20 protein-coding genes and 1 pseudogene are annotated in these 23,564 nt (G+C 65.1%); 6 read left to right on the forward strand and 15 right to left on the reverse strand.

Going from position 1 to position 23,564, the window contains the following annotated elements:
* Window positions 1-14: 14 nt before the first annotated feature.
* The 12 genes and pseudogenes from AC2W7L_RS07425 to AC2W7L_RS07480 all read right to left on the reverse strand — a co-directional run bounded on the left by AC2W7L_RS07425 (window position 15) and on the right by AC2W7L_RS07480 (window position 12,838).
* Window positions 15-599, reverse strand: a complete 585-nt coding sequence (locus AC2W7L_RS07425; protein ID WP_486003933.1) for a hypothetical protein — start codon at window positions 597-599, stop codon at window positions 15-17.
* On the reverse strand, window positions 589-2,139 hold the full coding sequence (locus tag AC2W7L_RS07430; RefSeq protein WP_486003934.1) for a sodium/proline symporter: 1,551 nt from the start codon (window positions 2,137-2,139) through the stop codon (window positions 589-591). The genes AC2W7L_RS07425 and AC2W7L_RS07430 overlap by 11 nt, the downstream gene beginning before the upstream one ends.
* Complete coding sequence (locus AC2W7L_RS07435; RefSeq protein ID WP_167194909.1) at window positions 2,136-2,342, reverse strand: hypothetical protein; 207 nt, start codon at window positions 2,340-2,342, stop codon at window positions 2,136-2,138. Before AC2W7L_RS07435 ends, AC2W7L_RS07430 begins: the two co-directional genes overlap by 4 nt.
* A gap of 154 nt (window positions 2,343-2,496) precedes the next feature.
* Window positions 2,497-4,074 (reverse strand): molybdopterin-dependent oxidoreductase, encoded by a 1,578-nt coding sequence (locus tag AC2W7L_RS07440; protein WP_486003935.1) that lies wholly within the window; start codon window positions 4,072-4,074, stop codon window positions 2,497-2,499.
* Window positions 4,075-4,093: 19 nt separating this feature from the next.
* A complete protein-coding gene (locus AC2W7L_RS07445; RefSeq protein WP_486003936.1) occupies window positions 4,094-4,420 on the reverse strand; it encodes a hypothetical protein in 327 nt (108 codons plus the stop codon).
* A 53-nt stretch (window positions 4,421-4,473) separates the two neighbouring features.
* Window positions 4,474-5,988, reverse strand: a complete 1,515-nt coding sequence (locus AC2W7L_RS07450) for an aldehyde dehydrogenase family protein (protein ID WP_486003937.1) — start codon at window positions 5,986-5,988, stop codon at window positions 4,474-4,476.
* Window positions 5,985-6,641 carry a dihydrodipicolinate synthase family protein gene (locus tag AC2W7L_RS07455; RefSeq protein WP_486003938.1) on the reverse strand — a complete coding sequence of 219 codons (657 nt, stop codon included), beginning with the start codon at window positions 6,639-6,641 and terminating at the stop codon, window positions 5,985-5,987. Before AC2W7L_RS07455 ends, AC2W7L_RS07450 begins: the two co-directional genes overlap by 4 nt.
* 86 nt (window positions 6,642-6,727) lie before the next feature.
* Window positions 6,728-6,880, reverse strand: a pseudogene (locus tag AC2W7L_RS07460) (dihydrodipicolinate synthase family protein); the annotation flags it as partial.
* A gap of 205 nt (window positions 6,881-7,085) precedes the next feature.
* A complete protein-coding gene (locus AC2W7L_RS07465; RefSeq protein ID WP_486003971.1) occupies window positions 7,086-7,880 on the reverse strand; it encodes a Bax inhibitor-1/YccA family protein in 795 nt (264 codons plus the stop codon).
* Window positions 7,881-8,099: 219 nt separating this feature from the next.
* Window positions 8,100-9,683, reverse strand: a complete 1,584-nt coding sequence (locus AC2W7L_RS07470) for an AbgT family transporter (RefSeq protein WP_486003939.1) — start codon at window positions 9,681-9,683, stop codon at window positions 8,100-8,102.
* 323 nt (window positions 9,684-10,006) lie between these two features.
* Window positions 10,007-11,092, reverse strand: coding sequence for an inositol-3-phosphate synthase (locus tag AC2W7L_RS07475; protein ID WP_486003940.1), 1,086 nt, complete (start codon window positions 11,090-11,092; stop codon window positions 10,007-10,009).
* A gap of 153 nt (window positions 11,093-11,245) precedes the next feature.
* Entirely contained in the window at window positions 11,246-12,838 is a 1,593-nt protein-coding gene (locus AC2W7L_RS07480) for a peptide chain release factor 3 (RefSeq protein ID WP_486003941.1), read from the reverse strand.
* 149 nt (window positions 12,839-12,987) lie between these two features.
* Between AC2W7L_RS07480 and AC2W7L_RS07485 the strand changes: the two genes are divergently transcribed.
* Complete coding sequence (locus tag AC2W7L_RS07485; RefSeq protein WP_486003942.1) at window positions 12,988-13,356, forward strand: hypothetical protein; 369 nt, start codon at window positions 12,988-12,990, stop codon at window positions 13,354-13,356.
* A 155-nt stretch (window positions 13,357-13,511) separates the two neighbouring features.
* Here the strand turns inward: AC2W7L_RS07485 and hrpA are convergent, their stop codons facing one another.
* The 3 genes from hrpA to AC2W7L_RS07500 form a co-directional block, all read right to left on the reverse strand.
* Window positions 13,512-17,858, reverse strand: a complete 4,347-nt coding sequence (hrpA, locus tag AC2W7L_RS07490) for an ATP-dependent RNA helicase HrpA (RefSeq protein ID WP_486003943.1) — start codon at window positions 17,856-17,858, stop codon at window positions 13,512-13,514.
* Window positions 17,855-18,307, reverse strand: a complete 453-nt coding sequence (locus AC2W7L_RS07495) for a mycothiol transferase (RefSeq protein ID WP_486003944.1) — start codon at window positions 18,305-18,307, stop codon at window positions 17,855-17,857. Before AC2W7L_RS07495 ends, hrpA begins: the two co-directional genes overlap by 4 nt.
* A gap of 118 nt (window positions 18,308-18,425) precedes the next feature.
* Entirely contained in the window at window positions 18,426-19,760 is a 1,335-nt protein-coding gene (locus AC2W7L_RS07500; protein ID WP_486003945.1) for an Nramp family divalent metal transporter, read from the reverse strand.
* Between the two features lie 157 nt (window positions 19,761-19,917).
* Between AC2W7L_RS07500 and AC2W7L_RS07505 the strand changes: the two genes are divergently transcribed.
* From AC2W7L_RS07505 to AC2W7L_RS07525, 5 genes are all read left to right on the forward strand, one after another.
* On the forward strand, window positions 19,918-20,310 hold the full coding sequence (locus AC2W7L_RS07505) for a YidH family protein (RefSeq protein WP_167194876.1): 393 nt from the start codon (window positions 19,918-19,920) through the stop codon (window positions 20,308-20,310).
* Window positions 20,310-20,738, forward strand: a complete 429-nt coding sequence (locus tag AC2W7L_RS07510; RefSeq protein ID WP_486003946.1) for a YidH family protein — start codon at window positions 20,310-20,312, stop codon at window positions 20,736-20,738. Before AC2W7L_RS07505 ends, AC2W7L_RS07510 begins: the two co-directional genes overlap by 1 nt.
* A 138-nt stretch (window positions 20,739-20,876) precedes the next feature.
* Window positions 20,877-21,194: a hypothetical protein gene (locus AC2W7L_RS07515; protein WP_486003947.1), complete on the forward strand. Its 318-nt coding sequence runs from the start codon at window positions 20,877-20,879 to the stop codon at window positions 21,192-21,194.
* 84 nt (window positions 21,195-21,278) lie between these two features.
* Entirely contained in the window at window positions 21,279-22,205 is a 927-nt protein-coding gene (locus AC2W7L_RS07520; protein WP_486003948.1) for an AEC family transporter, read from the forward strand.
* Window positions 22,206-22,299: 94 nt separating this feature from the next.
* Entirely contained in the window at window positions 22,300-23,475 is a 1,176-nt protein-coding gene (locus AC2W7L_RS07525; RefSeq protein WP_486003949.1) for a TIGR01906 family membrane protein, read from the forward strand.
* Window positions 23,476-23,564: the final 89 nt, after the last annotated feature.

A 23,564-nucleotide genomic window follows, 5' to 3' on the forward strand; every position in this document is an offset into this window, starting at 1 on the left:
TGACAGCCGAGCTCTCAGCTCTGTCCGACCTTGTCCACCCGCACGATGTAGTGAGACCCATCGAGACCATCGACGAGGATCGTCGCCTCATGCTTCGCATTTCCTCCGGAGACGATCCAGTTAGGCTTGATCACTCCGCGCAGACCGCCCGCCGGAGTGATCTCGATGCCCATTCCGAGCTTCACCGTCTTGACGACTTTCGCGCGCGCCAATGATCGCGCAGTCCGCTCCGCCTCGTCCCGAGTCGGCAGCGGTCCCGACTGCCCGCCGATCAGACTCGACCACTCCGATGATCCCGCCGTGGCGCCGCGAGGGGTGAAGTCGGCGATCATGCCCCTCCCCGACACTGCGTTGACGAGCACGTCCATCCGCTGCCCCGGCCCGGATGCGCTCCGACGGAAGAGTCCGCGAGTGCGCACATCGAGGGCAGCCCACCAGAACGGATGATGGACCGCTTGGACCGCGGCGAGCGCGCCTGGGAGTTTGCGTTGGAAGACAGCGAGCGCCTCGGCAGCGGTGACGTGCGGATCCATCCGCACCGGCTCCACGACCTGCAGATCCGGGCCGACCGGGCGACCGGTTCCGGTCTCAGCGCTCATCTCGGGCATCCTTCGGAACCTGACCGGCCAGGGAGTCGTTCTGGCCGGTGAGCATGGAAGCTGGGATCGCGCCGATCCGGTCTGTCTCCTGCATCGCTTTGAGGACATGGGCAGGCACCGGATGCGATCGCTGAGTGGCCAGGGAGAGGAGGATGAGGGCCAGGGTCGAGCACACGATGCCGATTCCCATGGGGTCGATTCCGGTGACGTCGACGAGTCCGGTGAGCTGCCACACGACGGAGGACACGGTGCCGGCGATCATCGAGGTGATCGCACCGGGCACGTTCGCCTTCTTCCACCAGGCGGCGGCGATGTAGACGGGGACGAATGCGGCGCCGAGCACCGTGGTGGAGAAGATGACCACCTCGGCGACTGCGGGCGGATCGTTCACGGCGACGAAGTAGCCGATGATCGCCAGCACGAGGACGGTGAACCGCGAGACCCAGACGGACTGTTGGTCGGACATGTCCTTTTTGAAGAAGCGCTGGAACAGGTCCTGGCTGGCGATCGTGCCCGACTGCAGCAGCAGAGCGTCCGCGGTGGACATGATCGCGGCCATGATTCCGGCCATGACGATGCCCACGGCGAAGTCCGGCAGCACCGTGTCAGCGACTTGGAAGACCGCGAGTTCCGGGTTGTCCAGGGTCGGCAACAGGACGAGCGCCATGATGCCGACGATATAGGGGGCCGGGATGAACAGCAGGTTGAACCCGGTGGCGTAGAGGCTGGCGCGCCGGGCCACCGAGGGACGCTTCATCGCCATATGGCTGACGTTGACGTGCGGCCATCCCATATAGCCGATGGAGAAGACGAGGACGGCGCCGACGATGACTCCCCATTGGACGGATTCGATTCCATCGGGTCCCCACATGGTCAGCAGGTTCGGATTGATCTGCCCGACCGCCTCGTTGCCGGCCGTCCATCCGCCCACAGCCTGCAGACAGGCGATGAGTATCCACACCATGCCGATGAGCATGACGATCGCCTGCACGAAGTCGGTGTAGGCCACGGCGAGGTAGCCGCCGAGGAAGGTGTAGAAGACGATGACGCCGACGGCGATGAGCAGCGCCCAGGCATACGGGATGCCGGTGACCATCTCGAGGCCGCGTCCGCCGGCGATGAACTGGCTCATGACATAGAAGAAGATGCAGAACAGTGCGACCGGTGCGGCGATCGCGCGGATCCACTTCGACGGATACCGATGTTCGAGGTATTCGATCGATGTGAGCGATCCGAGGATCTGCGAGAGCTTGCGCATCCGCCGGCCCAGGATCGAGAGATTGAGGACGCCGCCGCCGATGTCACCCATCGCGTACCAGAGTGAGAAGTAGCCCTTCGTATAGGCCAGCGATCCCGCACCGAGGAACATGTACCCCGACATCGACGACGACTGCAGACGCAGAGCGGTGACCGCGGCGCCCAGGCTGCGGCCGCCGAGCAGATATCCCTCGCTGCCCTTCGACCCGATCTTGAGCGTCCACACGCCGATCCCGCCCATGGCGACGAAGTAGATGACCAGGAACCAGGTTTCGATGTTCATGCCGCTCCCCCGTTCCCGTTCGCCGAGGCGGCCCCGCCGTCTCGTCCGTCCGTGCCGTTCGCGGTTCGCGCCAGTGCCTGATCCTCGGCCACGTCCTCGGCCTTCCATCCGCGGGAGAGGAAGACGAAGACAAGGGTGTAGATCACCCAGATCGCAGGGATGCCGACAATGATGACGACCGTCGCCGTCGGGAGACCGAACACCTTGACCACCTCGTTGTGACGTGAGTAGAACAGCTTCTGTGAGTGAGATTACAACGTATCGCGAGAAGCCTGAGACTGCCGCACCGTGCTCGCATGGTGGGAAGCTCTGGTCAGAGTCGCGTCCGTTCAGTCCGGTCCCACCTCGTGCGCGGCATCATTCGACGGTGAACTGGCGTTCGTGGAGTCCCGTCGCGGCACCGGGAATGGCGGGCCTGCGCTCCGAGGTCTGCACGTTTCCGTCCTGGTCGATCGCGCGGACGCTGACGGTATGCGTGCCCGTGCTCAGTCCCGTGTGCTCGCACCGCCACTGCCGCCACGTATCGGCGGTGAGTTCCTCGCTCAGTTCCGCTTCGGTCCAGTCCCCGTTGTCGATGCGCACCTGCACATTCTCGATGCCGGTGTGCTGCGCCCAGGCCATGCCTGCGGTGACGATCCGGTCGCCGCTCTTGGGCGTAACGGTGGCGCCGGGGCGGGGCACATCGATGCGGGAGGCCACCAGCACGGGTCCGTGGGAGGACCAGCCGCGGGTCGTCCAATATGCTTCCTTGTCCGCGAACCTCGTCACCTCGATATCAGTCACCCATTTCGTGGCTGAGACGTACCCGTAGAGTCCCGGGACGACCAGCCGGGCCGGGTATCCGTGGTCGCGTGGCAGGGCCTGGCCGTTCATGGCCACGGCCAGCAGGGCCGCCCGGTCATCGGTGAGCACTTCGAGCGGGGTGGAGGCGGTGAATCCGTCATCGGAGCCCGAGAGCACCATGTCCGCGCCGGCGTGCGGTTTCGCCCTGGCGAGCAGATCCCGGATCGGATAGCCCAGCCATTTCGCATTGCCGACGAGGTCGCCTCCGACCTCGTTCGAGACGCAGGCCAGGGTCACATAGTGCTCCTGGAGTGGGAGGTCGAGGAGTTCGGCCATGGTGATCGTGAACTCGTTCTCGACCATTCCGTGGACGCGCAGCATCCACGTTCCCGCTTCGATCGACGGCGGGAAGAGTGCTGTGTCGATGCGGTAGAAGTCAGAGGTCTCCGTGACCAGCGGGGTCAGTCCGGGTACGTCGAGTTCGGCGCCCGTGGGGATCTCCGGCGCCGAGGCGGCCGGCCGTGGCAGGACGAGCTTCGTCACCGTTCCTGCCGCACTGCGCGCCAATGTGGCCGCGGATTGTCCGGCCGCGACGGCGGCGATGCCGACCGCGCTCAGTCCCGCGGCCAGCCCGAAGAAAGCCCGCCGACCGGGCTGGGCAGGAGATGAAGGGGTTTCCGAGGGCGTGTCGGCCGCGCCTTCTCCGGCTCGAGTCGGAGCCTCGGCGAGGTGGAGGAGAACGAGGAACGCTGCGGCTCCGGCCGCAATTCCGCCGAGGCTCGGCAGAGTGGCCACCAGACCGGCACCGGAGCTGAAGCCGACGACGGCCGGCAGCAGTCCGAAGCCGATGAGCAGAACGAGCGCGAGGCCTCGACGTCGGGCGCCGATCCACCCGATGATCGCTCCGAGTCCGGCACCGCCTCCGACGATGGTGATGACGAGAGCGAGTTTGTCGTGAGTGCCGAAGACCGCGATCGCGGATTTGATGAGCACGGTGGGCATCAGCGGGATGAGGGCTTGGCCGATGAGCAGCGCCGGGGCTGATGCCACGTCCAGACTGCGGGCGATGAGTTCGGCGGTGCCGAAGTAGATGAGGGTCGCGACGATCCCGGCGACCACGGGAGGCCATGTGCGTCGAGTACTCGCCATCATGCGTTCCCTGTCCTCATCCTCAGGCCAGGGTGCGACGGAGACGCACGGCCGCCTCGGTGAGGGTGTCGATGCGGTTCTCACGATCGGGTTCGGGCAGCGTCTGGGCCGCACGCAGTCCGTGTTCGAGGAGCACGACGACCTGGTCGGCGAGGTTCTGATCGCCGAGTTCCGGAACCGGTCGGGCATCGGAGCCGATCGACGAGAATTCAGCCAGGGCCCCGCGGATGGCGGCACGCCGGCTCGGTGCCGGTGGGGCCGCCTCGTCGAGTTGGGCAGTGGTCAGGGGGATGATCCGAATGCGCAGACGGCGCACCTCGGTCTCGAGTTCCGCCGCTGCTGTGGTCATGGACCCATGATAGTCCTCAGGCGTGGCGGCAGCGACGGAACCTCAGACGATGCTCAGGAGTCGGCCACCCAGACGGTCATGGTCTCCTGATAGGTCTCCAGCGCTTCCGGGCCGTTGTCGCGGCCCCAGAATCCGGACTGTCGCATTCCGCCGAACGGGGTGGCTTCGGTGCCTTCGCTGTAGCCGTTGACGGCGAGCGTGCCCACGCGGATCCGGCTGGCCCACCACCGGACTTGGCCGATGTCCTCGCACCACACGCTCGAGGCCAGACCGTAGGGTTCGCCGTTGATGAGGTCGACGGCATCGTCTCGACTGGTGCATCGCAGCAGCTGAGTGACGGGACCGAAGATCTCTCCGCGGCCGAGTTCGCTGTCGTCGGGCACGTTCTCGATGACGGTCGGCGGGTACCAGGTGCCGGTGTCGGGGACGTCGGCACGGGTGTTGAGGATTCGCGCTCCCTTCTCCACCGCTTCATCGACCCAGGAGGTGATGCGGTCGTGGGCGCGGGCATTGATCACCGGCCCGACGTCCGTGCCGTCGTCGAAGGGATCGCCGACGGTCAGTGCCTCGGTCGCGTCGATGAGCGCGGTGCGGAATTCGGCGAACCTCTCGTCATCGTCGCCGACGTAGATGACTCGAGATGCGGCAGTGCAGTTCTGGCCGCTGGTGCCGAAGGCGGCGCCGGCGATGTCGGCGGCGATAGCTGGGAAGTCCGTAGCGTGTGCGGAGTCGACGACATAGCCGGCGCGTCCGCCGAGTTCGAGCGACACCTTCTTGAGGTTCGATCGCGCGGAAGATTCGAGGAAGGATCGGCCGACGGGTCCCGATCCGGTGAAGGTGAGCACGTCGATGCCGAGGTGCATACCCATGGCGGCACCGATTCCCGCACCGGTGCCCGTGAGCACGTTGAGGATGCCGTCGGGCACCCCTGCTTCGGTGGCAAGTCTGGCGAGGTGAAGGGCACTGAGCGTCGAATCCTCCGAGGTCTTGACGACCATGGCATTGCCGGCAGCCAGGGCCGGGGCGAGCTTCCAGCCGAGCATGGCGACGGGATAGTTCCACGGCAGGATCGCTCCGACGACTCCGCTGGGCACTTTCGTCACCCAGCCCCAGCCGTCAGAACCCTGCAGATAGCGTCCGTCATCGCGGGAGATGAGGTCGGCGCTCAGTCGGAAGTTCGCGGCGACGTCGGGGACGTCCTCCTCCACGCTGCCGAGCGCGACCTTTCCGGCTTCGATGCCGTCGAGATAGGCGATCTCCTCGGCGTCGGCTTCGACGAGGTCGGCGAGACGGCGCAGCACGCGGGCTCGCAACTTCGCATCGTCGACCCAGTCGGCTTCGTTGAAGGCGGTGCGTGCTGCGGCGACCGTCTCATCGAGCTGCTGCTCGCTCGCCGCGGTGAGGCTGCCGATGACCGTTCCGTCGCTCGGTGAGATGAGACCGATCTCGTCTCCGGTGCCGGTGACGGCTCGGCCGCCGATCCACTGTCCGAGGTTGCCGTCGATGATGGCCCGCAGCGCGGTTCGACCGCGGTCGACGAGGGTGTTCTGTGCTGATGTCGTGGTCATGGTGTGTGTTGCCTCTCCAGTTCGGCGATCGCGTCGAGCAGCGCTGCCAGTGCTTCGGGTGCGGCGGTGGGCAGGGGCGGACGCACCGGTCCCTGTTCACGGCCGGACTTGCTGAGTGCCTGTTTGATGAGTGAGATGAATGCGGAGTCGCCCTCGATGAGTCCGAGTGTGTGCCCCAGGCTTCTCCAGAGGTCGACGGCACCGGCCCACTCGTCGCTGTCGGCCAGCTCCCACAGTCTCTGGCAGTGCTCGGGCAGCAGCCAGGCCGAGGCTGCCACCCAGCCGCTGGCACCCTGGGCGAAGCCCTCGAGGGCGATTCCGTCGGCGCCGACGAAGATCTCGGTGTCCTCGCCGAGGCGACTGCGCAGCTCCCGTATCCGAGTGGCCTCTCCGGAAGTTTCCTTGACGCTCCAGAGTCCGCCGGTGTCCTGGAGCGTTCCGAGGTGGTCCGGGAGCAGGTCGGTGCCGGTGGAGTGGGGATTGTTGTAGACCATGACCGGCAGTTCGGAGGCGGTGAGGACCGGCCGCAGAGCGGCGATGACGGCGTCTGGTTCGAGCCCGCCGTAGAACGGAGGGGTGACCATGACGGCGTCGGCACCCCAACCTGCGGCCGCGGTGATCTGGGCCGACATCTCCGCCGGGGTGTATGCCATGCATCCGATGACCACATGTGCCCGACGTCGACGGCAGAGACGATGGTATTGATCTGAGCTTCCCTCTCCGCAGCGCTGAGCGCCAGCGCCTCCCCCGTGGCGCCGAGGCCGAGGAGACCGGTCACACCCGAGGCGAGCACCTCCTCGATCCGGCCGCCCAGGGCCTCGAGGTTCTGGTCTCCATCCTCGGTATAGGGAGTCGTGGGAACGGCGAACACACCGCGCATCGGATTCGTCATCGAATCGTCCTCTCAAGCCATGAGATCTCTGGTCCGCACTTCAGCGATGAAGACGGTCCGCCGACGGTTGTCGTCGGTATCTCAGACGATAGGCAGAAAAGTGATCACAAGCAATGGCGACGACGAAGGGCGGACCCCCATTTCGGGGATCCGCCCTTCGTTCAGCGCTCGGTCGCAGCCCACAGGCGTGGGGTGCGTTCGGGTCTCAGTCTCTGAAGTACGAGATGAGGCGCAGGATTTCGATGTAGAGCCACACGAGGGTGACCATGAGCGAGAAGGCGCACATCCAGGAGTACTTCTCCGGGATCTTGTGCTTGACACCCTTTTCGATCATCTGGAAGTCCATGATCAGGGTCATCGCGGCGAGCACTGTGGCGACGATGCCGATGATCACGCCGAGGGGGAACGTCATTCCCATAAAGCTGATCTCGATGCTGCGGGCACCGCCGGAGCCGGTGAACATGGCGAAGAAGAAGTTGATGACCGAGAAGATCGCGTAACCGCCGACGGCGATCACCAGGAACTTCTTCATCTTCGACCCGTAGCGCACTCCCTTGAACCTGAACAGGGCGAGCGTGACGCCGAAGACGCAGAGCGTGGCAAGGATGGCCTGGACGACGATTCCGGGGAACGCAGCCTCGAAGATTCCGGAGATTCCGCCGAGGAAGACGCCCTCGAATGCGGCATAGCCAATGATGAGGGCCTTGCTCGGTTCTCTCTTGAAGGCGTTGACGAGTCCGAGGACGAGGGCGATGAACATCGCCGGGTATGTCAGCACCGGCACGAACCAGCCGACGACGGCACCGGCGAGGAGGATGGCGAAGAGCACACCGGTCTTCATCATCACATCGTCATAGGTCATCGCACGGTCGGCGACCTGAGGCCCGGCGTTGCGGTTCTGCGCAGCCGGCTGGTTGAAGAGGTGGTTGAGCTCGTCATCGGACATGACCGGCTGGTTGCGTCCGGACTGGGCTCCCTGATTGATAGCCCGGTTCATCATGGGGTTACTCACGGTCGAGATCCTTTCGATCTGAGCAGAATGTGCACAGCCGGGAGGCTGCGCAGATGATCGTTCACGGTCACAGTCTAACCGGACGGTCTGGACGGGAACTGAGGATCCCGGCCAACACGGTCCGACGTTGCACGATCGTGATCCTGAGCTGGACAACACCCGCATCGGGCGGAGAATTCCCGGATCGACCCAACGGGCAGAGACAGTTCAGCCCATCTGGTAATGAGTCGCCACACCTGGTCCCCACGGGATGCCGGTGGCCCACCAGATGAAGAACAGGAGTCCCCAGAAGATGAACATGCCGAAGGACAGCGGGATCGTGAACGAGAGCACCGTGCCGATGCCCGCGTCCTTCTTGTACCGCTGCACGAAGCCGAGGACCACGACGAAGTACGGGCTCATCGGAGAGATGATGTTCGTCGTCGAATCACCGATGCGGTAGAGAGCCTGGGTGGTCTCCGGGGAGATCGACAGAAGCATGAACATCGGCACGAGCACCGGCGCCATGAGGGTCCACAGTCCCGAACCGGAGGTGAGGAACAGCGCGCCGAGCGCCACGAGCAGCCATCCGCCGAGGAGGATGACGAAGGAGCCGGTGTTCAGGGCCCCGAACACCTCGGCGCCCTTGATCGCCATGATCTCGCCGAGGTTGGACATCTTGAACAGCGCAAGGAACTGGCTGGCGGCGAAGAACAGGACGATGACCGGCACGAACGGCAGCAGCCCCTTGCCCATCATCTCCGGGATGTCGGCGGTGCGCTTGATCGATCCGGTGGCGTAGCCGTAGACGATGCCGACGATGAAGAAGCCGAAGCCGATGATCGCGGCGATTCCGGCCATCAGACCCGATTCGGGACCGAAGCCTCCGGCCTCATCGCGGAGGAAGGATCCGGCTGGCCAGGCGAGAGCGAACAGCACTGCGGCGCAGACGATGATGGAGATGACGGCGATGACGATTCCGCGCTTCTCATTGGCATCGAGAGCCATCTTGACGTCGAAGTTGTCCGGATCGTCGTCGGTCTCCTCGTCGAGTTCGATCTGGTCGGCTCGCTTGGACAGGACCAGCTCCGTCACCAGGGTCACCGCGGCGGCGACGACGAACATTGAGACGAAGTTGAAGTAGAAGTTCGCGACCGGGCTGACGGTGTAGTCGGCGTCGATGATCTGCGCTGCCGAAGTCGAAAGACCGCCGAGGATCGTGTCGAGCGAATTGACCATGGGCGCAGCCGAATAACCTCCCGAGGTCGCGGCGTAGGCGACGAGGCAGCCGAGCAGCGGATTGCGTCCGACGGCTTTGAAGGCGAGCCCGCCGAGCGGAATCATGATCATGTAGGAGGCATCGGAGGCAATCGACGCAGCGGTTCCGGCCAGGGCGACGATGAAGGTGATCCACTTCGGCGAGGCCCCGGCGATGGTTCCACGCAGCATCGCCGGGATGAGTCCGGACTGTTCTGCCACGGCCACGCCGATGAGCACGATGAGGACGAGTCCCAGCGGTGGGAAGGTGACGAAGTTGTTCGTGGCTCCGGCAACGATCTCACGCAGCGATTCGGTGGAGAAGAGGTTCGTCACCGTCACCCTCTCATCCGTGGCCGGATTGACGGCGTTGAGGCCGGTGGACGAGAAGATCGCCGAGAGGATCATGACGACGACCGCGAGAGACAGGAACAGCCAGAACGGGTGAGGCAGTTTGTTGCCGGCCTTCTCGATGATGACGAGGACGCGCATGAGCCAGCTCAGCTCGGAATCGTCTTTCCTCTTCTCTGCGGCCGCAGGTGTGGTGCTCGACATCAGGTCTCCTCGGTCGGGGTGGCGGTGGCGAATGCGTTGAGCCCGGTGTCGCCCCTGTGAGTGCGATCACCTCAAGGAGCAAGTCTCATGGACAATCGGCGTTGTGTCACGGAAATCTCATATTCCGGATGTTAGATCACGGCCGGACGCGCCCGTCCGCCGCCGAGGCGGCCGTGCGGTGTCAAACGAACCGACGTTGATGGTCGCATTCACTGACCGTGGTGAATAGAGGAGGGCGCCGACCGCAGATGTCTGCGGTCGGCGCCCTCTTGAGCCGGCAGGCGACTCAGCACTCGGGATGAGGGTGGGCCGCCTCGGCGAAATCAGCGTTCGATATCGCCGCGGATGAAGGCTTCGACGGCCTCGTGGGCGGCGTCGTCGTCCTTCTGCTCCGGGGGCGACTTCATGAAGTACGAGGAGGCGGAGATGAGCGCTCCGCCGATTCCGCGGTCGAGGCCGATCTTCGCCGCGCGCACGGCGTCGATGATGACGCCGGCGGAGTTCGGTGAGTCCCATACCTCGAGCTTGTACTCCAGGGACACCGGGGCGTCGCCGAAGTTGCGGCCTTCGAGGCGGACGAAGGCCCATTTGCGGTCGTCGAGCCATTCGACGTAGTCGCTGGGCCCGATGTGGACATCGCGGTCGGCCAGCTGGGCGGAGGTGTTCGAGGTCACGGCCTGGGTCTTCGAGATCTTCTTCGACTCGAGACGCTGACGCTCGAGCATGTTCTTGAAGTCCATGTTGCCGCCGACGTTGAGCTGATAGGTGCGGTCGAGGACAACGCCGCGGTCTTCGAACAGCTTCGCCATCACACGGTGAGTGATGGTCGCACCGATCTGGGACTTGATGTCGTCGCCGACGATCGGGACTCCGGCGGCACGGAACTTCTCGTCCCATTCCTTGGTGCCGGCGATGAACACGGGCAGGGCGTTGACGAAGGCGACCTTCGCATCGATGGCGGCCTGGGCGTAGAACTCGACGGCCCTCTGCGAACCGACGGGCAGGTAGCACACGAGGACGTCCGCCTCGGCGTCCTGCAGCGCCTTGACCACGTCGACGGCCTCGCGGTCGGATTCGACGATCGTGTCGCGGTAGTACTCGCCGAGTCCGTCGAGTGTGGGTCCGCGCAGGACTTCGATGCCGGTGGGCTCCACATCGGCGAGTTTGATGGTGTTGTTCTCACTCGCCGTGATCGCCTCGGCGATGTCGACGCCGACCTTCTTGCCGTCGACGTCGAAGGCGGCAACGAAATCGATGTCACCGACATGGTAATCCCCGAACTCCACGTGCATGAGGCCGGGAACCTTCGTCCCGGGCGAGGCGTTCCGGTAGTACTCCACGCCTTGGATCAGGGACGAGGCGCAGTTGCCCAGTCCGGCAATCGCGACTCGAATCGATTTCGTTCCCACAATTCTCCTTTGTCTGTACGGGTTTCACCGAGCGGCGGGAGAAGTCCCACGCGGGCGGTCAGCCCTGCGGGGCTTCGCTTCGGCCCCAGCTATCCATGATAATGTCCGCGTCAAAATGCCGGATACCGGCATCCGTTCGCAGCTGCGCTCGTCTCAGCTGACGACCAGAGGTTCGAGGACAAGGTCGGGGTGGTTCTTCTGCACGCCCTGCAGCCGCCACCTGTCGGAGAACAGCGCCAGCAGCTCTCCGTCGGAACGGTGGAGGACCTCGACCGAACGCTCCCGAGCCAGGGTCGGCACGCATTCGGGGGTGGTGCGTCGGGCGAGGGAAAAGTTCAGTCGCTCCAGGGTGCAGGGAGCGTTGAATTCGTTGTTCATCCGGTCTTCGGCCACTTCGAACTGCATGGGTCCGACCGCGCCGAGCACGGGCGCCTGATCACCGCGCAGGTCCGAGCGCAGCACCTGGATGACGCCTTCGTGGTCGAGCTGTTCGATGCCGCGACGGAACTGCTTGTACTTCGAGGAGTCCTTGGCGCGGATGACCATGAAGTGTTCGGGCGAGAACGTCGGGATTCCGGGGAACTCGACCTTCTTGTCGAGGTAGAGGGAGTCACCGACGCGCAGTGCGGAGGCGTTGACCAGGCCGACGACGTCGCCGGGGAATGCTTCGTCGACGACGTCGCGGTCGCGGCCGAAGACCTGCTGTGCGTACTTCGTGGCGAACGGTTTGCCGGTGCTGGCATGGGTGAGCACGGTTCCGCGCTCGAAGACTCCCGAGCAGACTCGGATGTAGGCGAGCCGGTCACGGTGGTTCGAATCCATTCCGGCCTGCACCTTGAACACGAAGCCGGAGAAGGGATCGTCGACGTGGCGGGGCTCATCGTCCTTGTCCAGGCGGGCCTCAGCGGGCGGGGCGAGATCGACGAGGAGATCGAGGAGTTTGTGGATGCCGAAGTTGAGCACGGCCGAGGCGAACATCACCGGCGTCGACTTGCCGGCGAGGAAGGTCTCCTGGTCGTGGTTCTGGTCTTCCATCTCCAGCAGCTCGGACTCATCGACAGCGGTCGTCCAGGCATCGCCCTCGAGGTCGGCGGCCGCCTCGACGGTGTAAGTGTCCTCACCGGCGATCGTGGCACCGCCGCCGGTGCGGGTGTACTTCGTGTACTCGCCGCTGGTGCGGTCGAGGACTCCCCGGAAGTCTCCGGACTGGCCGACGGGCCAGGTGATCGGGGTGGGCAGGAGGCCGGTGCGCTGCTGGACCTCGTCCATGAGTTCGAGCGCGTCGAGGCCGGGGCGGTCCCACTTGTTGACGACCGTGATGATCGGGATGTTGCGATGGGCACAGACTTCGAAGAGCTTCATCGTCTGCGCCTCGAGGCCCTTGGCGGCGTCGATGAGCATGACGGCGCAGTCGACGGCGGAGAGCACGCGGTAGGTGTCCTCGGAGAAGTCGGCGTGGCCGGGGGTGTCGACGAGGTTGAACACGGCGTCGCGGTACTCGAACTGCAGGGCGGCCGAGGAGATCGAGATTCCGCGGTCCTGCTCCATCTGCATCCAGTCGGAGACGGTGGCACGACGGCCCGCCTTGCCATGGGTGGCTCCTGCCTGGCCGATGGCGCGAGCGTGGAGGGCGAGCGCCTCGGTGGTCGTCGATTTGCCCGCGTCGGGGTGCGAGATGACAGCGAACGTGCGGCGGCGGGACGCCTCGTGTCGGATGTCCTTGTCGGAATACTGGCCAGAAGTCACCGCAATATCCTATCGTTCTTCGCACGTGTCCGGCGTGTCCGTTCAGTCACAGTGGTTGGGGGCGCTTTCAGCACCTGTGCGTGCAGGCCCGCCGTCGCTGGGCGTTGCGTCCAGCGTCCTGTCGGAATCTGCCCATATGCTGGGGTGCGATGTCTGAGGAATTCGTCGAATACGCCGGCCGTTCGGAGCCGAGGGAACGCTGGCTCAAAGCCCTGCCGCTCATCATCGCGGGAGTCCTGGGCGTCCCGCTGCTCTGCGCGGCGATCTGGTTCTCCTGGCAGATCGCGCAGACGACGAAGTACCTGTTCGATCTCGGCACCTCCGGCGGAGAGGCGGCCGGGATGGTGCTTCTCAGTCTCTCGGGAGCCTTCTGCCTCGTCTTCTATCTCGCGTTCCTCTTCATCGGCACCCGTCGCCGCACCTGGAAGTGGCGCATCTGGTGGGCGGTTGCGACCCTTCTGGCCGCCGGGGCGCTGCCGCTGTGGTGGCTCTTCAGCGGCTTCTTCGCCGACGTCTAGTCTCGCTCCACACCGGTCCTCGCAATCCGTACATTTACCCGCAACTCCTCGCGCCGGCTGCTTCTCCTACAGGTGCTCATGCATCAGTCACTCTCCGCGCCACTCCACCCCGGTGCAACAGTGCGTTGTGGCGTTGCCGGTCAGGGATGCTCGAGTCAGAGCTGAGCGAGGGCCTTCGCGATGCGCTTCTCCGACACCGGATGTGCCGTGCCCAGCGAGTTCGCGAACAGTGAGACGCGCAGCTCTTCGAGCATCACGACGACCTCGACCCATTCGGTGGGCAGAGACACGATCAGCTGCGACCATTCGGCCTTCGCCAATGCTGGGAAGCGATTGCCGATCTTCTTGAGCACATCATTGCCGCTCCCGGTGACCCGGTCCATGAGCTGCTTGTCCCGGATCGGTGAGTCCTGCATCCCGCCGATGCGCACCACTTCGGCTCGCACCCACCGCGGCAGTTCGCGCAGCATCTGCGGAGTCATCGCCGCAATGGCGGCGGTACTCATCCGGGAGGCGCTCCACGCCTGCACATCGGCGAGGTTGGCCAGGATCGCCAACGAGGAGGCCTTCGACACGAGCTTGTCGAGCTCGGTCGCCGTCCTCAGCGCCTTCATCAGGACCGGCAGCAGTGCCGAACAGGTCAGCGGCAGCTCGGCGTCGACGTGCTTGCGCAGTCGTGCGAACTCCTCGGCGGTGGACACCCACGACGTTTCGGCCGGCCCCAACCGGTCGGCGACGAGCCCGCGGATCCCGACCCGAATCAGCCCGACGAGCAGTTCGTCGGCAGTCATCTGATGGCCGGCGAGGACGAGCTTCTCCTGAGTCGTCAGACCATCCTGCAGGTATTTCAGTGCTTCACCGGTGTGCTGTGCCAGCAGGGTGATGATCGCTTCCCGCGTGGCCAGTCGTGCCTGCGCTGCGGTGTCGAAGGCGACGAGGTCGACCGACGTCGACCGGTCTGCCAGCCCTGGAACGACGCCGGACGGGGCCTGATCGGGATCGGCCAGTTCGCCGAACGACCAGCCCGTCAACCCGGTCTTCGGGGTGAACGCGCTCTGCTTCTGTCGGGCCTTGCGCACCTGCGGTTTGGCTTTCGTCGTCAGCGCAGCGAGGTCCTCGCCGAGACCGACGGTCTTCTTCCCGTCGACGACCCGGAAGGTCAGCCGCAGGTGGGCAGGAATCCGTGACCTGTCGAAGTCATCGGCGGTGACCGTGATCGGCACGAGGTCGTTCAGCCCTCCCCCGCCGGCGCGTTCGCTCAGATACGCGGCGAGCACGTCCGGCAGACTTCCCTGATACGGGGTGAGCGCCGGCAGGATTTCGCGAGCGACGTCGGGAGCGGGAACGAAATAGCGGCGCTTGCTCTTCGGCAGGGATCGGATTAAGGCGGCGACGAGTTCTTCGCGCAGCCCGGGGACCTGCCAACTGAACTCGTCCGCGTCGACCGCGGGCACCGCCTCGGCGGGGATCTCCACTGTCACCCCGTCCTCGGTGCTGCCGGGGTCGAACGAGTAGCGCAGCTTCGCCCGGGTGCCGTCGGTCAGTTCCCATTCCATCGGGAAATCCGAGGCCACCGAGGCGGTCAATTCCTCGCTGTCGTCGCTGAGCAGCACCGAGGTGGTGAGGTCGAGCAGGTGCCCATCCCGTCGCTTCTGCTTCTTCCACCACCCCCGGAAATCCGCCGCCGAGGTGATCCCCTCCGGAATCCGCTCATCGAAGAATTCGTACAGGGCATCGTCCTGGTCGAGCACGCGACGGTTCCTCGTCCGCGAGGCCAGTTCTTCGGCCTCCTCGATGACGGCAGCATTGTGGTCGAGGAAGCCGAAGCGTTCGTGCCAGTCGCCTTCGATGAGGCCCTTGCGGATGAATGCGTCGCGTGCGGCTTCCGCGTCGATCTGTCCGTATCCGACGCGACGGTCGCTGACGAGAGTGACCCCGTAGAGGGAGATCTTCTCGTACACCATCGAGGCGCCGGCCTTCGTCGACCAGTGCGGGTCCGAATGCTGACGGGTGACCAGATCACCGCCGGCTTCGACGACCCAGTCCGGGTCGATCGCGGCCACGGTGCGTGCCCACAGGCGGGAGGTCTCGACGAGCTCGGCGGCCATGACGAAGTCGGGATTGACCTTGAAGAGTCCGGAGCCGGGGAAGATCGCGAAGCGAGTGCCGCGGACTCCCTGATAGTCCTTGTGCCGCTCCGAGCGTGAGCCGATCATCGTCAGCAGCCCGGTGAGCAGGGACCGGTGGATGGCAGAGGCGTGCGGGTCGAGTTTGGCTGCGGCCACCTGTTTCCCGGTGTCCCCTGCCGGTCCGGTCGCCCCCTGCTTCTTCGCACTGCGCTTGGCGGCACTGAGCTCGGCGAATCCGATCTTGCCGTTGGCACCGCGTCCGCCCTGAGCGTTCCCAGCGCCACGACCGGGTTGAGCCTTCTGAGCGTCACGAGCACCCTGGCCCTCACGGCCACGACCGCGTCCGCCGCCACGACCTGCTTGACCGGCTTGCCCTCGGTCGGAACCGTCGCCGGCCCCACCCGTCGCCGCGTTTCCGCTGTCCGCGCCGAGTTCGGACCCGCCGTCGTCGGTCGGCTGCCAGACGGACTTCTCGATCCTGATCCCGGCGGAGCCGAGCAGTGAGCGCAGCTGACCGACGAGGTCCTGCCATTCGCGGATGCGCACGAAATTGAGGAACTCGTCCTTGCAGCGCCGACGGAACTTCGACGACCCCATGTCCGCCTGCAGACTCTGCAGATAGTTCCACATGTTGAGGTAGGACAGGAAGTCGCTGCCCCGATGGGTGAATCGGGCGTGCTTCTCATCGGCGGCGGCTCGGACCTCGGCCGGTCGTTCCCGGGGATCCTGGATCGACAGTGCGGCGACGATGACCGTGACCTCTCCCCCACAGCCGGCTTCCGCACCGGCGATGACCATTCGAGCCAGGCGCGGATCGATCGGCAGCACGGTGAGCTTCCGACCGATCTCGGTGACGTGGATCTTCCCAGCAGAGTCGCTGGTCAGCGCCCCGAGTTCGGTGAGCATCGTGCGTCCGTCACGGACGGCTCTGGCCTCCGGCGGGGTGAGGAACGGGAAGTCGAGGATCTCCTGATCGCTCGAGGCGAATCCCAGTGATGTCATCTGCAGGATGACGCTGGCGAGGTTCGTGCGCAGAATCTCCGGATCGGTGAATTCGGGGCGCGATTCGAAGTCCTCTTCCGAGTACAGCCGGATGCAGATGCCGTCGCTGGTGCGCCCCGAACGGCCCTTGCGCTGGTTCGCGCTGGCCTGGGAGATCCGCTCGATCGGCAGACGCTGCACTCGGGTGCGGTTGGAGTAGCGGGAGATGCGGGCGGTGCCGACGTCGATGACGTATTTGATTCCGGGCACCGTCAGCGAGGTTTCGGCGACGTTGGTGGCCAGGACGATACGGGGACGCGAATGCGGTTGGAAGACCTTCTGCTGCTCCCCTGCTGAGAGCCGCGCGAACAGCGGCACGACTTCCCAGTTGCTCATTCGCGGACGTCTGCGCAGGTGGTCGGTCAGGGCGTCGGCGGTGTCACGGATCTCGCGTTCTCCGGAGAGGAAGACGAGGATGTCACCGGGGTCCTCGGCGGCGAGTTCGTCGACGGCCGAGATGATGCCATCGGTCTGCTCCTCGACTCCGGTTTCGTAGTTTCCGGACTCGCCGGGCCCGTCGACATCGTCATCGGCAGGATCATCTCCGAACGGCCGGTAGCGGACCTCGACGGGGAAGGTGCGGCCTTCGACGGAGATGATCGGAGCGTCATCGAAGTGGGCGGAGAACGATTCGGGATCGATCGTCGCCGAGGTGATGATGACCTTGAGATCGGGACGTCTGTCGAGGACTTCCTTGAGATAGCCGAGCAGGAAGTCGATATTGAGGCTGCGTTCGTGCGCCTCGTCGATGATGATGACCTCGTAGTCGCGCAGCAGTTTGTCACGCGAGAGCTCGGACAGCAGGATGCCGTCGGTCATCACCTTCACCCGGGTGGAATCGGCGACCTGCGCGGTGAACCTCACCTGGTAGCCGATCGTGCTGCCGAGCTCTTCATCGAGTTCGTCGGCGATGCGCTCGGCCACGGTTCTGGCCGCGATGCGCCGAGGCTGCGTGTGGCCGATGAGTCCGTCGACGCCGAGGCCGAGGTCGAGGCAGATCTTCGGCAGCTGGGTGGTCTTTCCCGATCCCGTCTCACCGGCGATGATGACGACCTGGTTGTCCCGGATCGCGCCCGCGATCTCGTCCTTCGCGGCGGTGACCGGCAAGTCCTCGGGGTACGTGACTGCGACCGGATGAGCCGCGCGGGCGGCTGCCAGTCGGCCCGACGTCACGATGTTCGGCGCCGGTGTTCCGACGCCGAGAGTTCCTTCGCCGGGGCGGTCGCTTCTCCTGTGTGCCTTGCTTCCCGTGCGTTCCCCGCTTCTCCTGCGGGTGCGCCTGCGAATGCCCGGAGCGATCCTGTGCGGGAGTACGCGGGGCCTGAGTCTCATCCTGCGGGGTTCGCTGCAGTCCTCGCGGAGACGATGATGCTGAGTTGTTTTCTGCCATGTGGATCCCAGTTTATCGTCTGCCCCTCCAAGTTGGTCCTTCTCACGTGGTGTCCGACCGTCGCCCGCTCTCCGGGCCAGTGCGGCACCGTGCCCTGGGCATCGAGATCGAGCTGGTCGATCGTCTCATCGGCGAAGGTCCACACTCGCCGGTACAGGCCGAGGATGTGCTCGGCAGATTCGGCAGAAGTCGCGTACCAATCGGCCTGCGGGTCGGTCGCGATCTGGTCAAGGCTCACAAGCTCCTCGGGTTGCGGCCAGGAGCGACCGAAGGTTTCGCCGAAGTATCCGACCTCCACATTGGCCATGTGCTTGACGGCTCCGAGCAGGTTGAATCCGGTGGGTGTCTGCGACAGTCGAAGGTCTCGTTCACTCAGTCCTCGAGTTTCCACAGCAGGTCGCTGCGGCCGGCCTGCAGTGAGTTCTTGAGAATGGCCTTCATCGCATCGTTGCGGGACATGGTCTCAGTCTGCCCCGGTTACGGTCGGATGACCATAGTGTGTGTGCCTTTTATCCTCCCCACAGCGGTGCCAGCGCCGAGTAGAGCTGCTGGACGCCGAGGATGATGAAGAGCAGCGCGGTGATCGCCAGGGCGATGTTCGTGTGCAGCTTGTTCGCCCATTCCTTCGGGATCTTCTTGCCGTTGAGCAGCCCGAGGAGGGTGATGGCCAGGAACGGCATGAACAGCGAACCGAGCACACCGTAGGCGAGGATGAGGCCGATCGGCTTGCCGAGGATGAACAGCAGCATCGGCGGGAACGTCAGCCACAGCACATAGAACTTGAAGTACTTGCCGCCGGTCAGGGTGTCGGGGTGTCCGCCGGGCTTCTTGCGCATATGGCCCCAGAAGTCGGCGAACATCAGGGACACTCCGTTCCAGACGCCGATGATCGAGGAGAACGAAGCCGCCCAGAAGCCGATGAGGAATCCGATGCCCACGACCTCGCCGTAGCGGGCCTTGAGAACGTCGGCGAGGTCGAGCAGTCCCTTGTCCTCGGCGGAGATGGAGACTCCGGCGGCGCGAACGACCTCGGCGCCGACGATGAGCATGGCGATGACGAAGATGCCGGTCATCACGTACGCCATCGAGTTGTCGATGCGCATCACCCGCATCCACTTCGGGGTGTGCCAGCCCTTCTCGCGCAGCCAGTAGCCGTAGGCGGCCAGGGTGATGGTGCCGCCGACTCCTCCGGCGAGCGCGAGCGTGTAGATCACTCCGCCTTCGGGGATGATCGGGATCAACCCGGTGAGCATGTCGGGGATGTTCGGTGCGGCGATGATCGCCAGCCCCACGACGGTGATGAACATGATCCCGACGAGGATGGCGGTGATCTTCTCGAACACCCCATACTTGCCGAACCACACCATGACGAATCCGGCCAGCCCCATGAGCACCGACCACACGGTGAGGCTGACCCCGGGGAACAGCGCTGCCAGCGGCAGTGCCGCCGAGCTCATCGCCGTGGCTCCGTAGACGAAGCCCCAGATGATGATGTAGGGACCGAAGTACCACGTGGTCCAGCGGCCGAGCGAACGCCAGCCTTCGAAGATCGTCTTTCCGGTCGCGAGGCTGAATCGGCCGGCCCCTTCGACGAGGACGATCTTGAGGATGACGCCGACGATCACGGCCCACAGCAGTCCATAGCCGAATTGGCTTCCGGCGACGAGGGTGGCGACCATATCGGCGGCCCCGACACCGGTGGCCGCGACGACGAGTCCGGGACCGATGACCTTCCATTTGGCGGGACCAGAGGCCTCTTCGACTCCGGATACGGCCTCGGGGTCCCCCGCCTCGCCGGGACTCACACCGTTCGGCTGCTCACTCAAGGTGTTCTTCGCTTTCATCTTCGGCCGCGCACAGACTCACCATCTGGTCGGGGATCCTCCAATGGGTTCCCCGCACATCGGCGGCGCAGCGGTCTCCGTATGTTCACAGTCATGATAGGTGACAACAGCTCCTGCATGTCACCAGTCTCATACCGTCTGCCGTTATCCTCGAAGGGTGAGTGACGACAATTCTTCACAGGACTCCCGCAGCCGCATCGCCCGCCGGGTCTTCCCCGACGGCGTCGACCCCGATCCTCGCTTCACCTTGGCCAACGAGCGGACCTTCCTGTCCTGGATCCGCACCGCTCTGGCATTCATCGGCGGCGGAATCGCCGTCGAGGCCTTCACCTCGGAGATCTTCACCACCGGCCTGCGGGCGACCCTGTCGATCGTACTCATGGTCATCGGCTTCATCCTCGCCGCCGGTGCCGCCGTCCGCTGGCATCGCATCGAATCCGCGATGCGTCGCAAGACCTCGCTGCCTCTGCCGCTCATCATTCCCATCGTCAGTCTCGCCTCGGCGCTGGGTGCCGGTCTGCTCGTTCTGGTGTTCGCCGGCCTGCTGTGATGTCGGAGCCCTCCGGGCCCGAATCCACCGGACCCCACCAACCAGACCACTCATCGCGCGGGCGGCCACGCCTGCCGCGACCCACCCAGCGCTCTCCCCGCCCGCAGCCGCATGCCGATCCGGCCCTGCAGCCGGAACGCACCGTACAGTCATGGCTGCGCACGAGCCTGACGCTGACGGTCGTCAGCCTCGTCTTCATGCGCTTCATCAACGTCTTCCAGGGGTGGTCGGTGGCGATCTTCGTCGTGTGTATGGGCATGGCCATCATCGCCATCGCCATGCAGGTCAGGCGCTACCGGCTCGGTTCGGACTCGATCCAGGCCGAACGCGGCCGCCCGACCCCGTGGGCCGTCATCTTCCTCACCGCCTCGGTGTGCCTCATCGCAGCGCTGAGCATCGCCTCGGTCATCAAGATCAGCCTGCTCTGAGCCTCCCTGCCCGCACACGGGCACAGGCTCCCTGCCCACGGGGACGCAGCTTCCTGGCCAACGCACCCGACCCGATTCCCGTTCCTCGTTATGAGACCGCCGTCCGAGCCGCTGACCTGCACACCTAAACTGGTCGGTATGAAGGATGCACGCAAAGTCTCCACCGCTCCACTCGTCGCCGTCGGCCTCATCGGCGGTTTCCTCACCGCCCGCGAGACCGGGATCCGCCCCCTCGGCGGAGTCGTCCTCGCCGCGGCCGGCGCCTACGCCGCCCGTTCCTGGTATGTGAAGAAGGGCTGGCCGGCCGCCACCGGTCTGAGCTTGGCCTATCTCGGCGGGTTCGGCGCCTCACACCCTCTGGCGAAGAAGATCGGTGCCTGGCCGGCCGTGTTCGCCGTGAGCGCGGTCAGCGCCGCAGCGTCCTACGTCGTCTCCGACATCGCCGAGGCGGACTGACACCAACCGTTCCAGATTGAATTCGACAATTCCGGACTGACACCGCCCGTCCCAGACGCAGGAAGCGAGGACCCCGAGTAGCCCATGCTGGCCGTATTCGAAGGTTTCGCCGTCATCGCCGGAGTCATTCTGGTCGGGTTCATCCTCGGCCGCTCCGGCGTTCTCGGACCCCACGGCCAGCAGGTCATCGCGAAGCTCGTCTTCTACGCCGGCACCCCGACTCTGCTCTACGTCACGGTCGCCGAGACCGACCTCGGGCTGATCTTCAACACCGCGCTCTTCGCCACCGGCGGTTCCGCACTCATCGTCGGTGCCGCCCTCTTCGTCCTCACCAAGTGGATCAGGCGGCGCAGCACCGGTGAGGCGATGTTCTCCGCTTGGGCGACCAGCTACGTCAACATCGGCAACTTGGGCATCCCGATCGCCGCGTACGTCCTCCACGACATCGGCTACGTCGCCCCGGTCCTGCTCTTCCAGCTGCTCTTCCTCGCCCCGATCGGCATGGCCGTCCTCGACTCGGCCGGCAAGAAGCAGCTCGACTCGCACTGGTATTCGGGCATTCTCGCCGTGCTCAAGAACCCCATCGTTCTCGGCGCCGCAGCCGGTGTGGCCGCCTCGGCGACGCAGTTCGAGCTGCCGCGGTTCATCTTCGAACCCATCGACATGATCGGTGCGACTGCGGTCCCCGGCGCCCTGCTGGCCTTCGGCATCTCGCTCAAGGACGGCTGGGGCATCCCCAGCAAAGGCAGCCGCGCACAGCTGAGCTACATCACCGTCGCCAAACTCATCGGCCAACCGCTCATCGCCTGGGCCATCGGCGGACCTCTGCTCGGCTATGACGGGATCGACCTGTTCGCCATCGTCGTCACCTCCGCCCTGCCGACCGCGCAGAACGTCTACATCTACTCGATGCAGTACCGACAATCCGAGGCGCTCATGCGCGACGCCGTATTCATCACCACGGTTCTGTCCGTTCCAGCCCTCGTCATCATCGCCGCCCTCCTCGGCTGACTCCGCGGTGCCGCCTCGGCGAGGGACCCGGTGAAATCGGCCGTCGTGGCGTGTCCTCCCCCGCTTGGACCACGTGGTCGCTGACAATGGGGATGTGTCCAGAGACGAGAAGAACGAGACCGAAGACCTCCTGAGCAGGCGGATGAGTTCAGGGTCTGCCAGTGCTGCCGATAAGCAGTCGCAGGCTCCTCTGGAGGCGGCAAATGATCCCTCGACCGACACCGAGGCGTTCGATCCGATCACGGATCCCATCGCCGAGGATGCCCCTAAGCATTCCGCGGACGCGAAGCCCTCGACGGGCCCGGTGAGGGTGACTCCCGCCCATTCGACGAATCCGCACTCTCAGCCGGCGACCGCGAGTACGCGTGCCGCCAAGCAGAACTCCGCGCAGAAGTCCACGGGGACGGAATCGGCTGCCGCGACGTCAGCTTCGACCGATACCGGTGCCACACGCGAAGTGCCGCAGAACGCGCGCACCGCGGTGATGAGCGAAGCCGATTGGGCTGCAGTGTCGAAGGCGGCGACGTCGACCGATGTCCGCGATCCCGAGGTGCCCGAGCGGCGCCGGTCGGTGCTCGATGTCATCGGCACGATCTGGATCATGCTCGCCACCCCGTTCGTCCTGTTGGCTCTGGCAGTGCGCTTCGTCGCCTCGGGGATCTTCCTCAAATTCGAGTACTTCCGGCCCGGATTCCCGGCCGATCAGTTCGGCTTCAGTGCCGCCGACCGTGAGCACTACGGAACCTATGTCATCGACTACCTGCACAACTTCGATTCCCGGCGCTACCTCGCCGATATCGTCATGCCCAACGGAGAGCCGATCTTCATCTCCGAAGAGCTCGGCCATATGGCTGACGTCAAGGGTCTGATCTCGCTGCTCTACCTCGTGGCTCTCGTCGGCATCATCGGATCTGTGCTGTTCGGCATCTACATGTGCCGCAAGAACGGATCGGGCATCCATGCAGGCGTGCGTCTGGGGTCGATCTTCAGCATCATCTTCATGGCCGCTGTCGCCGTTATCGCCGTCCTCGGCTGGGACAGCTTCTTCCGCGGGTTCCACAAGGTGTTCTTCGCCGATGGGACCTGGGAGTTCTACGCCGATGATTCGCTCATCCGCCTCTTCCCGCCTCAGTTCTGGGTCGATGCGGGCATCGCCGGCGGCGGACTCTTCGTGCTCCTGGCGATCATCCTCTTCCTGCTCAGCTTCACCGGTCACAAGAAGCGCCGGGCGCTGCGCAAGGCACGTAAGGACGCCGAAGCAGAGATCTGATTCGGTTTCGCCGCGGTCCGGAGCATCGGCCTCCGGCGGCACAGCAGCACGTCACTGCACAGCGGGTTCGAGTCCCGCTCCACGGTTCC

The sequence above is a fragment of the Brevibacterium sp. LAARM3_SD1 genome (assembly GCF_057364765.1).

Bases quoted from the DNA above. Each gene is read 5' to 3' on its own strand.
- AC2W7L_RS07425 (WP_486003933.1), bottom strand. From the start codon at position 599: ATGAGCGCTGAGACCGGAACCGGTCGCCCGGTCGGCCCGGATCTGCAG.
- AC2W7L_RS07430 (WP_486003934.1), bottom strand. From the start codon at position 2,139: ATGAACATCGAAACCTGGTTCCTGGTCATCTACTTCGTCGCCATGGGC.
- AC2W7L_RS07440 (WP_486003935.1), bottom strand. From the start codon at position 4,074: ATGATGGCGAGTACTCGACGCACATGGCCTCCCGTGGTCGCCGGGATC.
- AC2W7L_RS07445 (WP_486003936.1), bottom strand. From the start codon at position 4,420: ATGACCACAGCAGCGGCGGAACTCGAGACCGAGGTGCGCCGTCTGCGC.
- AC2W7L_RS07450 (WP_486003937.1), bottom strand. From the start codon at position 5,988: ATGACCACGACATCAGCACAGAACACCCTCGTCGACCGCGGTCGAACC.
- AC2W7L_RS07455 (WP_486003938.1), bottom strand. From the start codon at position 6,641: ATGGCATACACCCCGGCGGAGATGTCGGCCCAGATCACCGCGGCCGCA.
- AC2W7L_RS07465 (WP_486003971.1), bottom strand. From the start codon at position 7,880: ATGATGAACCGGGCTATCAATCAGGGAGCCCAGTCCGGACGCAACCAG.
- AC2W7L_RS07470 (WP_486003939.1), bottom strand. From the start codon at position 9,683: ATGTCGAGCACCACACCTGCGGCCGCAGAGAAGAGGAAAGACGATTCC.
- AC2W7L_RS07485 (WP_486003942.1), top strand. From the start codon at position 12,988: ATGTCTGAGGAATTCGTCGAATACGCCGGCCGTTCGGAGCCGAGGGAA.
- hrpA (WP_486003943.1), bottom strand. From the start codon at position 17,858: ATGAGACTCAGGCCCCGCGTACTCCCGCACAGGATCGCTCCGGGCATT.
- AC2W7L_RS07500 (WP_486003945.1), bottom strand. From the start codon at position 19,760: ATGAAAGCGAAGAACACCTTGAGTGAGCAGCCGAACGGTGTGAGTCCC.
- AC2W7L_RS07510 (WP_486003946.1), top strand. From the start codon at position 20,310: ATGTCGGAGCCCTCCGGGCCCGAATCCACCGGACCCCACCAACCAGAC.
- AC2W7L_RS07515 (WP_486003947.1), top strand. From the start codon at position 20,877: ATGAAGGATGCACGCAAAGTCTCCACCGCTCCACTCGTCGCCGTCGGC.
- AC2W7L_RS07520 (WP_486003948.1), top strand. From the start codon at position 21,279: ATGCTGGCCGTATTCGAAGGTTTCGCCGTCATCGCCGGAGTCATTCTG.